Source organism: Klebsiella sp. RIT-PI-d, assembly GCF_001187865.1.
Taxonomy (GTDB): Bacteria; Pseudomonadota; Gammaproteobacteria; order Enterobacterales; family Enterobacteriaceae; genus Superficieibacter.
Map to the genome: position 1 here is coordinate 1,229,577 of NZ_LGIT01000009.1, position 14,931 is coordinate 1,244,507.

Genomic DNA, 14,931 nt, shown 5'->3' on the forward strand with positions numbered 1-14,931 from the left:
AAATCGCGCCCGGTCACAAAAAAAGGCGCTCAGGCGCGCCCCCATCCCGCCACGATAATAAGCATTCCACAGAGCGCGATCAGCGCCCCGGACCAGTCGTAAACGCTTAGTTTCTCGCCCTCAACGACGCGCAGCCAGAGAAGTGCTGTACAGACGTAAACCCCGCCATAAGCGGCATACACACGACCACTAGCCGCCGGATGAAGGGTTAACAGCCAGACAAACAGTGCCAGTGACAGCATCGTGGGGATCAACAGTAACGGCGTTCCGCCTCGCTTGAGCCATAGCCATGGAAGATAGCAACCTATAATTTCGCAAAGTGCAGTGATGAAAAAGAGAACTGTCGTTTTAAACATGAGTAAGTTTCAGTGAGGATCGGTTGAACCATCATACGGCATAATCATTTCAACCTTCTCACACTGTTACCGCGGGTATGCGCCCCGGGAGAGATAGAGTAGAATTAGCGTTATAGTGTCCAGAGCACCGATAGAGGAATCCGTAATGAAGATAACACTGAGCAAACGTTTTGGATTAACGGCAATGCTGACGCTGGCTGCCGTTATGTATACAGCCTCCGGCGCGGCTCATGCCGAAACCAGTAAACTGATTATCGAATCAGGCGACAGCGCGCAAAGCCGCCAGAATGCCGCGATGGATAAAGAGCAGTGGAATGATACCCGCAGCCTGCGCCAGAAGGTGAATAAGCGTGCTGAAAAGGAGTGGGACAAAGCTGACGTGGCGTTTGATGCTCAGGATAAATGCCAGCAGAGCGCTAATGTCAACGCCTACTGGGAGCCAAATACGTTACGCTGTCTGGATCGTCGTACCGGCCGCGTGGTTGCACCGTAATAAATGGTTTCTGAACAATAAATAAAAGGAAAGGAATTCTGATGGCGACAGGTATTAAACTACGCCCTCTTGAGCGTGAAGATTTGCGCTTCGTACACCAGCTCGACAATAACGCCAGCGTTATGCGCTACTGGTTTGAAGAGCCTTATGAAGCGTTTGTTGAGTTATCCGATCTCTACGATAAACATATACACGATCAGAGCGAGCGCCGTTTTGTTGTAGACAGCAATGGCGATAACGTTGGTCTGGTCGAGCTGGTCGAGATAAACCACGTTCACCGCCGGGCGGAGTTCCAGATTATTATTTCTCCTGAGCATCAGGGAAAAGGACTGGCTTCACGCGCGGCAAAGCTGGCGATGGATTATGGTTTTACGGTATTAAACTTGTATAAGCTTTACCTTATTGTCGATAAAGAAAACGAAAAAGCGATCCATATCTATCGCAAGCTCGGATTCAGAATCGAAGGTGAACTGATTCATGAGTTTTTTATCAATGGTGAATATCGCAATACAATTCGTATGTGTATTTTCCAGCAAGAGTATCTGAGTAACCATAAGCCATCCGGGCAGACGCTACTCAAACCCACCGCGCAGTGATGCGCGGCAGGTGGGCTTAGTAGTATCTGGTTTTGTATTCGATGGTGTATTGGGTTTCTACTGCGGGCGTCGCGCTTTGATCAATAAGCTGCAATGTGCAGTTTACCGGGTTGTCATGGCTGTCATACTTGCAGGATTGAGTGGCCCGCGTCACCGGACGATCGTTTAGCAAGCTGACCGCGGTGTAATTCATTTTTTTACGCGGATCGGCTGAGGGTTTGATTTCATCCTTCAGCCGTTTATCTTTGGCTTCAGACGTTTTCCCCAGCGGATAACCGTCGCTGTCATACTGATACTGAATCTGAACATCATGACCTCTGGCCGTGGTGATAAATCCGCGTTCGTCTGTTTCCCATGACAGACCAGCGGCAGGAAGTTCTGCCAGCTGGCATTTTCCCTGCGTTCGCACTTTTTTCTCATGCGTCTGAGCATCCAGGTAGTAATTGGCGTCCAGGATCAGCGCTACGCCTGAATCATGCTCTACATCATGTAACTCCAGCACGTCGAAACAGCCCTCTTTTGACATTGAGGCTGAGACGCGTTTGGCGATTTCACCCTTATCATTTAACAGCGTCTGGCTAAATTCTTTTACCGGCCCACGCAGCGGATCAAAATCAAATTCGCTGGAAAAGCCCGCCATCTCCGGGGTAAATGCCGCCGGCGGCGCGGGGTCATCACAGCCAGCCAGTAGTATGCTTAAGGGGATCGAGAGCAGTAATATCTTCACATTGTCTACCTGAGTCAGGACCTTTCTCAATTATAATAGCAAATACAGACGTTTACACTGTCTGTGCTATGCTTTGTCTGAAATCCCACAATCAGGAGATGATCATGAACACTTCTCGTTGGTTAATCGCGCTGCTTATTGCAGCTTCAGCGCCCGCACTGGCGGCCCCGGATTCTTGTGAACGCGTAAAAGATGATATCCAACAAAAAGTCATCGGCAATGGCGTGCCTGAATCCGGTTTTACCCTGTCAATTGTCCCTAACGACCAGATGGATCAGCCTGATGCTCAGGTGGTTGGTCACTGCGCGAATGACACTTATAAGATTCTTTATACCCGGACCAGCAGCGGCAATTATCCGGTAAGCGGCGGCACAACCCAGGAGGGGCAGCCTGCCGAGCCGCAGTAAATAAAGACGTTCAATCTCTTCTTCTGGCGTTTAATACTGTGAGCATGGTCGATTAAACGCCACCTTTCCCGCTTAATTCCCCCATTTTTGACCCGTGATAATACCCTTTACTCCTCAGAAGGTAGCATAACCCATCATCAGGCCCGTATTAACTGCGGCCGACAATGTTTTCATAATGATTACTATGATGGAGCATGTATGTCTAATGTCGAAAACACGGGCGGGATCAGCCGACGTACGCTTGTCAAATCAACCGCGATAGGATCGTTGGCCCTGGCTGCCGGGGGGTTATCTTTACCTTTCGGCTTTAACCCTGCGGCGGCGGCTGTTCAACACGCAACGCAAAAGCCTGACAAAGTGGTCTGGGGCGCGTGCTCGGTCAACTGTGGCAGTCGTTGCGCATTACGCCTGCACGTCCGTGATGACGAAGTGTATTGGGTAGAGACAGACAATACCGGCAGTGATGTTTACGGGGATCATCAGGTCCGCGCCTGTCTGCGAGGTCGCTCGATCCGTCGGCGGATTAATCATCCCGATCGTCTTAATTACCCTATGAAACGTGTCGGTAAGCGTGGTGAAGGCAAATTTGAGCGCATTAGCTGGGATGAAGCGCTGGATACCCTGAGCCGCAGTTTGCAGCACGTGGTGCAAAAATACGGTAATGAAGCCGTTTATATCAATTATTCTTCGGGAATTGTTGGCGGCAATATTACCCGCTCTTCACCCTACGCTTCGTTGGTTGCACGGTTAATGAACTGCTACGGCGGGTTCCTGAGCCACTATGGCACCTACTCCACCGCGCAAATTGCCTGCGCGATGCCTTATACCTACGGCTCCAACGACGGCAACAGTACCTCTGATATTGAAAACACAAAACTGGTAGTGATGTTTGGTAATAATCCGGCTGAAACCCGCATGAGCGGTGGCGGGATCACCTGGTTTCTTGAGCAGGCCCGTGAACGTTCACAGGCCAAAATGATCGTGATTGATCCGCGCTATACCGATACTGCAGCCGGACGAGAAGATGAATGGATCCCCATCCGCCCCGGTACCGATGCCGCTCTGGTTTCCGCGCTGGCGTGGGTATTAATCAGTGAAAATCTGGTCGATCAGGATTTTCTCGACCGCTACTGCGTCGGCTACGATGAAAAAACCCTACCCGCAGGCGCGCCCGCCAATGGCCACTATAAAGCTTATATTCTCGGTGACGGTGAAGATGGTATTGCTAAAACGCCGGACTGGGCGGCACATATCACCGGTATTCCTGCTGACCGTATTATCAAACTGGCGCGCGAAATAGGCTCGGCTAAACCGGCTTATATCTGTCAGGGCTGGGGACCACAACGTCAGGCTAATGGCGAATTAACGTCGCGAGCCATTGCCATGCTGCCGATCCTCACCGGCAACGTAGGGATTAGCGGCGGCAACAGCGGCGCACGTGAATCGACCTATACCATGACCATTGAGCGAATGCCGCTGCCGGATAACCCGATTAAAACGCAAATATCCTGTTTTAGCTGGACCGATGCTATCGCACGTGGTCCGGAAATGACGGCAACTCGCGATGGCGTTCGCGGCAAAGAAAAACTGGATGTGCCGATTAAGTTCATCTGGAATTACGCGGGTAATACCATTACCAATCAGCACTCAGATATTAATAAGACGCACGATATTTTGCAGGATGACAGCCAATGCGAAACCATCGTGGTCATTGATAATTTTATGACGTCTTCTGCGAAGTACGCTGATATTTTGCTGCCCGACCTGATGACGGTTGAGCAAGAAGATATTATTCCGAATGACTATGCCGGAAACATGGGCTATTTAATTTTCATTCAGCCTGCCACCGCGCCTAAATTTGAACGTCGCCCCATTTACTGGATGATGAGTGAAGTGGCTAAACGTCTGGGGCCGGATGTTTATCAGCGCTTTACTGAGGGCCGTACTCAGGAGGAGTGGCTGAAATATTTATACGCCAAAATGGTCGCCAAAGATCCGCTATTACCCTCGTATGAGGCGCTGAAAAAAATGGGAATTTACAAGCGTAAAGATCCGGCGGGTCATTTTATTGCCTATAAAGACTTTCGTGAAGATCCGCTGGCGCATCCCTTGAAGACCCCGTCAGGCAAGATTGAGATTTATTCCAGTCGTCTGGCTGAGATAGCTCAAAAATGGGAGCTTGAAAAAGATGAAACCATAAGTCCGCTGCCTGTTTATGCCTCTACGTTTGAAGGCTGGGACGATCCGCAGCGGCGTCAATTCCCGCTTCAGCTTTTCGGTTTTCACTATAAAGCCCGCACTCACTCCAGTTACGGCAACATTGATGTTCTGAAGAGTGCCTGCCGCCAGGAAGTCTGGCTGAATCCCATTGACGCGCAAAAACGTGGCATTGCTAACGGCGATGAAGTTCGGGTATTCAATGCGCGTGGTGAAGTGCGGATTGTCGCAAAAGTCACGCCGCGGATCATGCCTGGCGTGAGTGCTATGGGCCAGGGTGCCTGGCATGAGGCCAACATGAACGGCGACCGCATCGACCATGGTTCCTGCATGAATACGCTGACCACCCATCGTCCCTCTCCACTGGCGAAAGGCAATCCACAGCATACTAATCTGGTTGAAATCGAGAAGGTCTAAGCCCGCTTATTCGCCGTCACTCTCCATACATTCAGTTTATTGATGTAATGGATTGTGGTGGCTACGGGCGACGTTCCGGGGCGTACCGTATTTTATAGCCTGCCTGTGACAGATTAAGCGACAAGCGCAGTGGATCCTGCGCGTTTTAAGGAAACAGAATATGAAAGAGTTACATGAGTGCGGATCGTTTGCCTTCACGGCTCGCGTGCTGGGCGCACTCTTCTATTACCCACCCGACGCGCCTGAAGTCGCTCCCCTGACCGACGCGTTCGTCAGCGGAGAATGGGCTGAACAGTGGCCGCTGGCGCCTGAGTCGCTGGCACCTCTGGCCGCGACATTCAGTCAGCCTGCCGACGAATCGCTGCCACAGGCATATCAGCGCCTTTTCGTTGGCCCCTGGGCACTCCCCGCTCCCCCGTGGGGCTCCGTCTGGCTGGATCGTGAAAGCGTGCTGTTTGGTGAGTCAACGCTGGCCCTGCGCCAGTGGATGCGTGATAACGCCATCGCGTTTGATACTACCCGCAATGAGCCGGAGGATCACTTCGGCACGGTATTAATGTTAGCCGCCTGGCTGAGTGAGAATGAGCGTGACAGTGAATGTGAACAGCTTCTGGCATGGCATTTGCTGCCGTGGGCCGGGCGCTTTCTGTCTCTGTTTTGTGAACATGCGTCTCACCCGTTTTATCAGGCGTTGGGACAACTCGCACAGCTTACTCTGACACAGTGGCAGGGCCGGTTACTTATTCCGGTCAGCCAGAAGCCGCTTTATCGCTGAGTACGCACCTGCCGGAGACGTTGCTCCGGCAGTTATGTCCAGACACACGTTTTTTCTGAATAATCAGCGGCAGCGAGTGCTACCTAAATCATAACAAGTGACACTGTCACTTGCCGTGAATCATTTTAAGAATTATCTCTAACCCTGCCCTCAGCCGTTACGTTATACGGCTTCACCTGCTTATAACGCTTCCCCTCATAAACTATTAATTTCGCAGCTTTATGGCGACCCTGCGCCTGCCTTGCTATAGCTCTATGACCCTGCCACACATGGCATAACAACATGCAACTTAGGGTTGCCATAACACATGCATACAGGGAGAAGGACGAGAATGCATACTCTGAATGCGCTCCAGCGCGCGCTTTTATTTATCGCAGCAATCATTGCCGTAGTGGCATTACTGGTCTGGGGCATCGGCCTTGATACCATTATCGAACGCAAAGTTGACCTTATTTATCTCGGGCAACAGCATCTTATATTAGTGTTTAGCTCCATGTTTCTTGCACTGCTGGTGGGCATCCCTTGTGGGATCCTATTGAGTCGCCCTGCGGCACGCGGCGTAGCTGAATATGTGATGCAGATATTTAATATCGGAAATACCCTGCCGCCGTTGGCCGTCCTGGCACTGGCTATGGTATTTATCGGTATTGGCGATACGCCAGCGATTATTGCTCTGTTTCTGGCGTCACTGCTGCCGATTGTGCGCAATACCTATGCCGGATTGTGCTCGGTTCCGGCTTCGCTACTGGAGGCGGCAAACGGCATTGGTATGACCAAATGGCAACGTTTACGTCAGGTTGAATTACCGAATGCCTGGAGCGTCATGCTGTCAGGTATTCGCATCGCAACGGCGATTAACGTGGGTACTGCACCGCTGGCATTTCTGATTGGTGCCAGCAGCTACGGTGAGCTGATCTTCCCCGGTATTTACCTTAATGACTTCCCGACGCTTATTCTTGGCGCAGCCGCGACGGCGCTCTTTGCCCTGATACTGGATGTCCTGCTGGCAAGTCTTGGTCGAATTTTGACTCCGCACACTGCCCGATAACAATAATAAGGAGCGTTTAATGACGTTACGTAGACATTTCATCGGCCTGCTGGCTGCCGCCTCGTTAATCGCGACACAGGCCAGTGCCGCGCCGCTGATACTGGCGACGAAAAGTTTTACCGAGCAGCATATTCTCTCTGCGATGACCGTACAGTATTTGCAGAAAAAAGGGTTTCAGGTCCGACCGCAAACCAATATTGCCACGGTCATTTCACGCAATGCCATGATTAACAAACAGATAGACATGACGTGGGAATATACCGGTACCTCGCTAATTATCTTCAACCATATTGATAAGAGAATGACGCCGCAAGAGACCTACGACACGGTGAAAAAGCTGGATGCTAAACAGGGTCTGGTATGGCTACAGCCTGCCGATATGAACAATACCTATGCCTTTGCTATGCAGCGACAGCGCGCAGAGTCCGAACATATTACAACGATGTCGCAAATGGTGGAGAAAATCGAACATATCCGGCAAACCGACCCCGATAACAACTGGCTACTGGGGCTGGATCTTGAATTTTCAGGTCGTAGCGACGGCATGAAGCCGTTACAAAAAGCGTACCAGATGGCGTTAGATCGCCCGCAAATTCGCCAGATGGACCCGGGCCTGGTATATAACGCTATCCGGGATGGCTTTGTTGATGCAGGCCTGATTTACACCACCGATGGGCGTATCAAAGGCTTTGATTTGAAAGTTCTGGAAGACGATAAAGGCTTTTTCCCGAGTTACGCCGTTACGCCGGTGGTGCGTAAGGATACTCTTGAGGCAAATCCTGGTCTTGAGGAAGCATTGAATACGCTGTCGAGCCAGCTCAATAATGAAACGATTATCGATTTAAACGCCAAAGTGGATATCGATCATCAGACACCTCAGCAGGTTGCCCGCGACTTCCTGCAAAGCAAAGGCATGCTATAAGGAGCGATGATGGATACTATACATTATATTATTGATAATGCTGGATATATTGGGAGCCTTACCTTTCAGCATCTGTGGCTGGTAGGGCTGGCGGTGGGCCTGGCTATTGTTATTGGGGTACCGCTGGGGATAGTCATTGTTCGCTATAAATGGCTGGCGACACCGGTGCTGGGCGTGGCGACTATCCTGTTAACCATACCGTCTATTGCCCTGTTTGGTTTAATGATCCCGGTTTTTTCACTGATAGGCCAGGGTATTGGCGCGCTGCCGGCCATTACCGCCGTTTTCCTTTACTCTCTTCTGCCCATCGTGCGTAACACTCATACCGCGCTGGATAACCTGCCCCCGGGCCTGCGCGAAGCCGGACGCGGTATTGGTATGACATTCTGGCAACGTCTGCGCTGGGTAGAAATCCCGATGGCGCTGCCGGTTATTTTTGGCGGTATCCGCACTGCCGTGGTAATGAACATCGGCGTTATGGCGATAGCCGCCGTTATTGGCGCGGGCGGCCTGGGGCTTTTGCTGCTTAATGGTATTGGCGGAAGCGATATTCGAATGCTGATTGCCGGCGCATTGATGATTTGTCTGCTGGCGATTGTACTTGACTGGTTACTGCATCGTCTGCAAATCGTGCTGACACCGAAGGGGATACGATAATGATAAAACTGGAAAATCTGACGAAGCAATTTAAACAAAAGAACGGCCAGATTTTTAACGCGGTCGATAACGTTAACCTGAACGTGCCTGAGGGTGAAATGTGCGTTCTGCTTGGCCCGTCCGGCTGTGGTAAGACGACTACCCTGAAGATGATTAACCGGCTGATCCCGGCCTCAGGCGGTAAAATCCTGATTAATGGCCAGGACACCAGCGAGATGGACACCGTCACGTTGCGGCGCAATATTGGCTATGTTATCCAGCAGATCGGCTTATTTCCCAATATGACTATTGAGGAAAATATCACGGTGGTACCCAGAATGCTGGGCTGGGATAAAGCCCGTTACAAAAGCCGTGCGGAAGAGTTGATGGATATGGTAGCTCTGGACCCAAAAAAGTTTTTGCACCGGTATCCTAAAGAGATGTCCGGCGGCCAGCAGCAGCGTATAGGCGTTATTCGCGCGCTGGCCGCCGATCCTCCAGTACTGCTGATGGATGAGCCTTTCGGCGCGGTTGACCCTATCAACCGCGAAGTCATTCAGAACCAGTTTCTGGAGATGCAGCGTAAACTGAAAAAAACCGTCATGCTGGTAAGCCACGATATTGATGAAGCATTAAAGCTTGGCGACCGAATTGCCGTTTTCCGTCAGGGACGTATTGTTCAGTGCGCCAGCCCGGATGAGCTACTGGCGAAACCGGCAAATGAGTTTGTTGGCTCCTTCGTTGGACAGGATCGCACTCTCAAGCGATTGCTGCTGGTTTCTGCTGGCGATGTGACCGATCAGCAGCCCACGCTGACCGTGCGCCGGTCAACGCCTGCGGCAGAAGCGTTTGCTATTATGGATGACAATGATATTCGTGCAATCACGGTGGTTGATGTCGATGATAAGCCGCTGGGCTTTATCAAACGCCGTGAAGCGCGTAATGCCACCGGCGACAGCGCGTCCCTGCTACATCCTTTCCGCGTTACGGGTAAAGCAGAAGATAACCTGCGTGTGGTGCTGTCGAAGTTATATGAGAGCAATACCAGCTGGATGCCTATCGTCGATGAAGAAGGACGTTACAGCGGTGAAATATCTCAGGATTATATCGCTGACTATCTCAGTTCCGGCCGTACCCGCCGGGCGTTGAATATTCACAGCGACAACTAATATCCTGTTTCCCCGAGCGGTAATACTGCCCGGGGAACCTCAACGTTCTCAGCAAAAGATAATATGTACGAAAGCACGCAAAGCTTTTGTACCCGATGCCGCCAGGTTGCACAATATACTTGCTTATTTGCCTGCTTATTACGCCGGAACTCCATCTACCAGTGATGCATCGTGAAACATTTCCAGATGAATATACTGTGACAGGTCGCGCTGCTCTGCGCGCGGCAAATAGGGAAGTTCACCCACCAGTGGCGCAGGCAATTTTTTACTCAGCACGTCAATAATTTCAGCATAATGCGCAAGTCCGGGATTGATTCGGTTCGCCACCCATCCGATCAGTGGTAGTCCGTCATTGGCAATAGCCTGAGCCGTCAGAAGCGCATGATTGATACAGCCTTCCTGAATACCTACAACCATCAGGACCGGAAGCTGTTCCTGCACCACCCATTCGGAGAGCGGACGGAGATCGTTCATCAGAGCACGCCAGCCGCCTGTCCCTTCAACCACGACGTGATCGGCCTGACGGCTAAGGGCTGCAAGGCCTTCTGACAGACGCGGATAATTAATGGATGAGCTGTGGGCCACGCTGCTTTCTTCTTCACTTAATGCTACCGGATTAATGGCTTCATAAGGCAGAGAGAGCGTCGACACGCTTTGCAGCACCAGTGCATCTTTATTGCGTAACCCCTCCGGCGTAACTTTGCTTCCTTTAGCTACAGGTTTATATCCCACTACTGTTTTGCCACGGCCAGCCAGCGCCTGGAGCAGCGCGCGCGAAACGACTGTTTTTCCGACAGCAGTATCAGTACCGGTAATAAAGAAACGCTCAAGCATAACTCACTCCACTGTTCGATCAGATAATTATCATTCGTAGTAATAGATCAGGGTGGAGAAAGTCTAAGTGAAGACGTGAGTGGCTAATTTGAGGTAGCGCAATTTTTAGGTTAACAGTAAATATTTGTTAACCCTGCAACAGGCGGATCAGTAAAGAACCGTTATACATGGCATCTTTCACCAGCGCGGCTCCAGCCATTGTGCCCTGGTTAGAAAACTGGGTACTTTCTACTGTCGCGCGCTTGCTGTACGCCGGTAGCGCTTGCTGGCTTATGCATTGTGCAATGGCGGGAAAAAGAATTTCCGCCGCCTGATTGAAGGGGGAACCGATTAAAATCTTTTGTGGATTAAATAAATTGACCATGATGGCAATAATGCGCCCAACGTGGGTGCCAACACCGGTGATAATATCTTTTGCCAGCAAATCCCCTTCCTGTGCAGCCTGGCATAGTGATGCCACGGTTAACGGCTGTTCATGCAGTCGTGAGCTCATCGACTGACTCATTCTTACCTGTGCGAGATCGAGCACGCTTTCAATGCTGGCAATGGTTTCAAGGCATCCATGATTGCCGCAGTAACACCGTTTTCCAAAGGGGTCGACTTGAGTATGGCCAATTTCGACCAGGCTGCTGCTGCCCGCGTGTAGCAAGCGTCCATCTGTAATTACCCCTGCCCCAACGTTATGGTCGATAACGACCTGTATCACATCTCGCGCGCCGCGCGATGCGCCAAACAGCAGTTCAGACATCGTCCAGGCGCTAATATCGTGCTGGATATACACGGGAACGCCAGTATGATTTTCCAGTGTTTCACCAAGCGGCATATCTTTCACATCCAGATAAAATGGCATCCGGTGCACAATCCCATTCTCGGTATCGATGATACCCGGCAACGTAATGGCAATCGCGGTTAAACGTTCAAGTTTATGCTGGTAGCGTATAAAAAACCGATCAACGTGGGTAACAATGCGGGTTAGCAGCGGTTGCGGATCGTCCAGAGGCAGCGCCAGTTCCTCTTCCGCCACGGCCTTGCTGCTCAGATCGCGTAGCGCCATCTGAATAGTACCGCGGTTAATGCGTAAAGAAAGATAGTGCCACGCGTCTGTTTCGACCATCAGACCGACAGCGGGACGCCCGCGACTGCCCGGGTCCTGAATCTCAGTTTCCTGCACCAGATGCGCTTCGAGCATTTCACGAACGATTTTGGTAATACTGGCTGGCGCAAGCTGAGCGAGTCGCGATAAATCGATGCGAGATACCGGGCCAAGCTGATCAATCAGACGATATACCGCCCCTGCGTTGGTTTGCTTAATTTGATCAATATGTCCTGGCTGACTGTCGCTGACCACCGCTGACTCCCTTTATTTTCGCGCTTCGAAATAATTTGCAGCCTATGTTGAAGCACTTCAATAGCCAGCGTCAAATTTTTGCTTAGCCATGTGATTTGTCGCACATTTTTTCGTTAATTTATGGCATTAATACACGCTATTAAGCGTTCTTTAAAGTGAACTGCCGGCGGACTGAGCACCCGGTGATGTGCCCAGACCAGCCACATTTCAGAAACAGCATCTTCTTCAACAATAGGTATCCAGCACATTTCATCCAGCTGAACACGGCAGAAAGACGCCGGTAAAATAGACACACCCAGGCCTGCGGCTACCAGACCAATGATAGTCATTGCCTCACCGACCTCCTGAGTGATGATCGGTGATAATCCGTAGCGGCGCATCAGTCCGAGGATATCGTCGTAAAGGCCAGTTCCAACATGCGGATCAAAGAAGACAAATGGCTCACCTGCCAGCTCGACCAGACTAACGGCGTGTTGTCTGGCCAGAGGATGGTCGCGATGGATCATGGCCAGCAGTGGCTCATGAAGGATCACCTTCCGGCTCAACGTATCAGGCAGTGGCGTATTACGCATCAGGCCTAAATCCAGCGTTCCTTCGTTCAGCGGGGCAATCTGTTCACGAGTATTAGTCTCGCGTGTCTGAATATGAACATCAGGATAGAGATGGCGAAAAGTGGAAAGGGTATCGGATACGGATTTAATAAAGGGTGCGGAAGAAGTGAAACCTAATCGCAGCTCACCAGCCTCCCCCTGATGAAACCGGGTAGCTCGTGAAGCCGCCTCCTCTACCTGAGCCAGTATTTGTCGACTGTCGGCAAGAAATTGCTTACCTGCGGTAGTCAGACTTACGCTGCGATTAGTACGGTTGAACAGACGCGCGTCGATCTGCTGTTCCAGAGTCTGGATCTGCTGGCTCAGCGGAGGCTGAGAAATATTCAGTCTGGCGGCCGCACGACCAAAATGCAGCTCTTCAGCGACAGCAATAAAGTAGCGAAGATGGCGAAGTTCAATATTCATATTTTTAAAGTATCAATTAAGATTATTAATATATTAGACATACTATTTACAATTTCCTACTCTTTACAGGTGATATTCATTCTTTTCTGCGCAAGGAATCTTCCGTGAGCCGTACAACAACCGTTGATGCCGCCCCCATCAACGACGCCATTTCCCCACTTTCATCCCAACCGACAAATTATATTAAACGCGGAACCCGACCATTTATCCGCGTCACGCTGGCCCTTTTTTCAGCAGGGCTGGCGACGTTCGCTCTGCTTTATTGCGTCCAGCCGATCCTGCCCGTCTTGTCACATGAATTTGGTATTTCCCCGGCCAGCAGCAGTATTTCGCTCTCAATATCGACGGCTATGCTGGCGTCAGGACTCTTATTTACCGGCCCACTGTCTGATGCGATCGGGCGTAAAAAAGTGATGGTGACGGCCTTATTACTGGCCTCATGCTGTACCCTGCTTTCAACGTTAATGACCAGCTGGCACGGCATTCTGGTCATGCGGGCGCTAACGGGCTTAGCCTTAAGCGGCGTGGCTGCTGTCGGCATGACATATCTTAGCGAAGAGATCCACCCGAGCTATGTTGCTTTTTCAATGGGCCTCTACATCAGTGGAAACTCAATTGGAGGAATGAGCGGTCGATTATTAAGCGGCGTAATAACCGATTTATTTAGCTGGCGCATTGCGCTTGCCACTATCGGCTGCTTCGCCCTTGCCTCTGCCATTATGTTCTGGAAGATCCTCCCCGAATCACAGCATTTCAAAGCATCTTCGCTGCGGCCCAAAGTACTACTGCTTAACGTCCGGTTGCACTGGCACGATAAAGGATTACCGCTGTTGTTCACGGCAGGTTTCTTATTAATGGGATCATTCGTCACTCTGTTTAACTATATTGGCTATCGATTGATGTTATCGCCATGGTCATTGAGTCAGGCCACCGTCGGACTGCTCTCCGTGGCGTATCTCACCGGCACGTGGAGTTCACCCAAAGCTGGCGCACTGACTGCCCGCTATGGCCGTGGGCCGGTGATGATTTCCGCCACCGGCATCATGCTTGCAGGCTTATTACTGACCCTGTTTAGTTCGCTTTGGCTAATATTTACCGGCATGTTACTGTTCTCGGCCGGTTTTTTTGCCGCCCATTCCGTAGCCAGTAGCTGGATTGGCCCCCGGGCACGGCGCGCGCGCGGGCAAGCCTCTTCATTTTATCTGTTTTGCTATTACGCGGGTTCCAGCGTCGCGGGTACACTGGGCGGACTGTTCTGGCATAAGTTTGGCTGGAATGGCGTGGGCGGTTTTATTGCGCTGATGCTGATAGCCGCCCTGATCGTTGGCAACATACTGCACAGGCGTTTACGTTAATGATTCATCCTCGTTTGGTGATGTACAAACGGTTACACGGCGAAACCAAACACTCACGGAAAGCGTGAGTAGTCAGGGATATAGTGTTTTCAACGGCCCCGCAGTGGGGTTGAATGAAAAACCATTTCGAGGATATCAGAATGAAAAAAGTATTAGCTCTGGTTGTTGCCGCTGCTATGGGTCTGTCATCTGCTGCATTCGCCGCTGAAACTACCAGCACCACGCAAACTCCGGCGTCAGCCAGCACTACTCATACGGCAACCGCGAAAACAACGCACCATAAAAAACATCATAAAGCTGCAACACCGGCCGCCGATCAGAAAGCACAGGCGGCAAAAAAGCACAAAAAAGCAGTAAAACAGGATGCAACCAAACCCGCCGCGCAGAAAGCGCAGGCAGCTAAGAAAAGCAAAAAAACGGTAAAACATAACGCCGCAAAGCCAGCGCAGACTAAGACTGCCGCTCAGCCAGCTGCGTAAATAACTATCGGAATACGGTAATAAATAAATCGGCGCACATCCAGCGCCGATTTTTTTGGGAGAGCTGTGATGATGCGCCGCTATCGATTTGAGCTCATTCTGATTACGCTAATTTTATGCGCTCTCATTGCCACGC

At 51.0% G+C, this 14,931-nt stretch carries 16 protein-coding genes; 11 read left to right on the top strand and 5 right to left on the bottom strand.

The genetic code is table 11. The annotated features are described in order from the left end of the window. Positions 1–29: 29 nt before the first annotated feature. On the bottom strand, positions 30–356 hold the full coding sequence (locus tag AC791_RS12155; RefSeq protein ID WP_049840692.1) for a YnfA family protein: 327 nt from the start codon (positions 354–356) through the stop codon (positions 30–32). Positions 357–501: 145 nt separating this feature from the next. Here AC791_RS12155 and AC791_RS12160 point away from each other — a divergent pair, with 145 nt between their 5' ends. Both AC791_RS12160 and speG read left to right on the top strand, forming a co-directional pair. Beyond that, positions 502–849, top strand: coding sequence for a DUF1283 family protein (locus AC791_RS12160; RefSeq protein WP_049840693.1), 348 nt, complete (start codon positions 502–504; stop codon positions 847–849). 41 nt (positions 850–890) lie between these two features. Continuing rightward, positions 891–1,445, top strand: a complete 555-nt coding sequence (gene speG, locus AC791_RS12165) for a spermidine N1-acetyltransferase (protein ID WP_049840694.1) — start codon at positions 891–893, stop codon at positions 1,443–1,445. 16 nt (positions 1,446–1,461) lie between these two features. Here speG and AC791_RS12170 read toward each other — a convergent pair whose 3' ends face one another. Further along, on the bottom strand, positions 1,462–2,172 hold the full coding sequence (locus AC791_RS12170) for a YnfC family lipoprotein (protein ID WP_077264631.1): 711 nt from the start codon (positions 2,170–2,172) through the stop codon (positions 1,462–1,464). A 104-nt stretch (positions 2,173–2,276) separates the two neighbouring features. Here AC791_RS12170 and AC791_RS12175 point away from each other — a divergent pair, with 104 nt between their 5' ends. The 7 genes from AC791_RS12175 to osmV all read left to right on the top strand — a co-directional run bounded on the left by AC791_RS12175 (position 2,277) and on the right by osmV (position 9,763). Beyond that, positions 2,277–2,579, top strand: a complete 303-nt coding sequence (locus AC791_RS12175) for a DUF1161 domain-containing protein (protein WP_049840696.1) — start codon at positions 2,277–2,279, stop codon at positions 2,577–2,579. 198 nt (positions 2,580–2,777) lie between these two features. Further along, positions 2,778–5,213 (top strand): selenate/tellurate reductase subunit YnfE, encoded by a 2,436-nt coding sequence (gene ynfE, locus AC791_RS12180; protein ID WP_049840697.1) that lies wholly within the window; start codon positions 2,778–2,780, stop codon positions 5,211–5,213. Between the two features lie 160 nt (positions 5,214–5,373). Further along, positions 5,374–5,988 (top strand): Tat proofreading chaperone DmsD, encoded by a 615-nt coding sequence (gene dmsD / locus AC791_RS12185; protein ID WP_049840698.1) that lies wholly within the window; start codon positions 5,374–5,376, stop codon positions 5,986–5,988. Positions 5,989–6,319: 331 nt separating this feature from the next. Then, positions 6,320–7,036: an osmoprotectant ABC transporter permease OsmY gene (gene osmY, locus AC791_RS12190; protein WP_049840699.1), complete on the top strand. Its 717-nt coding sequence runs from the start codon at positions 6,320–6,322 to the stop codon at positions 7,034–7,036. A gap of 19 nt (positions 7,037–7,055) precedes the next feature. Further along, on the top strand, positions 7,056–7,958 hold the full coding sequence (osmX, locus tag AC791_RS12195; RefSeq protein ID WP_049840700.1) for an osmoprotectant ABC transporter substrate-binding protein OsmX: 903 nt from the start codon (positions 7,056–7,058) through the stop codon (positions 7,956–7,958). Positions 7,959–7,967: 9 nt separating this feature from the next. Continuing rightward, on the top strand, positions 7,968–8,615 hold the full coding sequence (osmW, locus tag AC791_RS12200) for an osmoprotectant ABC transporter permease OsmW (protein ID WP_049840701.1): 648 nt from the start codon (positions 7,968–7,970) through the stop codon (positions 8,613–8,615). After that, positions 8,615–9,763 (top strand): osmoprotectant ABC transporter ATP-binding protein OsmV, encoded by a 1,149-nt coding sequence (osmV, locus tag AC791_RS12205; protein WP_049840702.1) that lies wholly within the window; start codon positions 8,615–8,617, stop codon positions 9,761–9,763. Before osmW ends, osmV begins: the two co-directional genes overlap by 1 nt. Positions 9,764–9,901: 138 nt before the next feature. Here osmV and bioD read toward each other — a convergent pair whose 3' ends face one another. The 3 genes from bioD to AC791_RS12220 all read right to left on the bottom strand — a co-directional run bounded on the left by bioD (position 9,902) and on the right by AC791_RS12220 (position 12,961). Further along, the gene (bioD, locus tag AC791_RS12210) at positions 9,902–10,597 is read right to left on the bottom strand and encodes a dethiobiotin synthase (RefSeq protein WP_049840703.1); all 696 of its coding nucleotides are present in this window, start codon (positions 10,595–10,597) and stop codon (positions 9,902–9,904) included. A gap of 127 nt (positions 10,598–10,724) precedes the next feature. Continuing rightward, positions 10,725–11,945: a sugar metabolism global transcriptional regulator Mlc gene (gene mlc / locus AC791_RS12215; RefSeq protein WP_049840704.1), complete on the bottom strand. Its 1,221-nt coding sequence runs from the start codon at positions 11,943–11,945 to the stop codon at positions 10,725–10,727. A gap of 113 nt (positions 11,946–12,058) precedes the next feature. Continuing rightward, entirely contained in the window at positions 12,059–12,961 is a 903-nt protein-coding gene (locus AC791_RS12220; protein ID WP_049840705.1) for a LysR substrate-binding domain-containing protein, read from the bottom strand. A 104-nt stretch (positions 12,962–13,065) separates the two neighbouring features. On the opposite strand from AC791_RS12220, the gene AC791_RS12225 reads away from it, so the two are divergent. Together AC791_RS12225 and asr are read left to right on the top strand one after the other, a co-directional pair. Further along, positions 13,066–14,316: an MFS transporter gene (locus AC791_RS12225; protein WP_049840706.1), complete on the top strand. Its 1,251-nt coding sequence runs from the start codon at positions 13,066–13,068 to the stop codon at positions 14,314–14,316. A gap of 140 nt (positions 14,317–14,456) precedes the next feature. Further along, on the top strand, positions 14,457–14,795 hold the full coding sequence (gene asr, locus AC791_RS12230) for an acid resistance repetitive basic protein Asr (protein ID WP_049840707.1): 339 nt from the start codon (positions 14,457–14,459) through the stop codon (positions 14,793–14,795). Positions 14,796–14,931 lie beyond the last annotated feature (136 nt).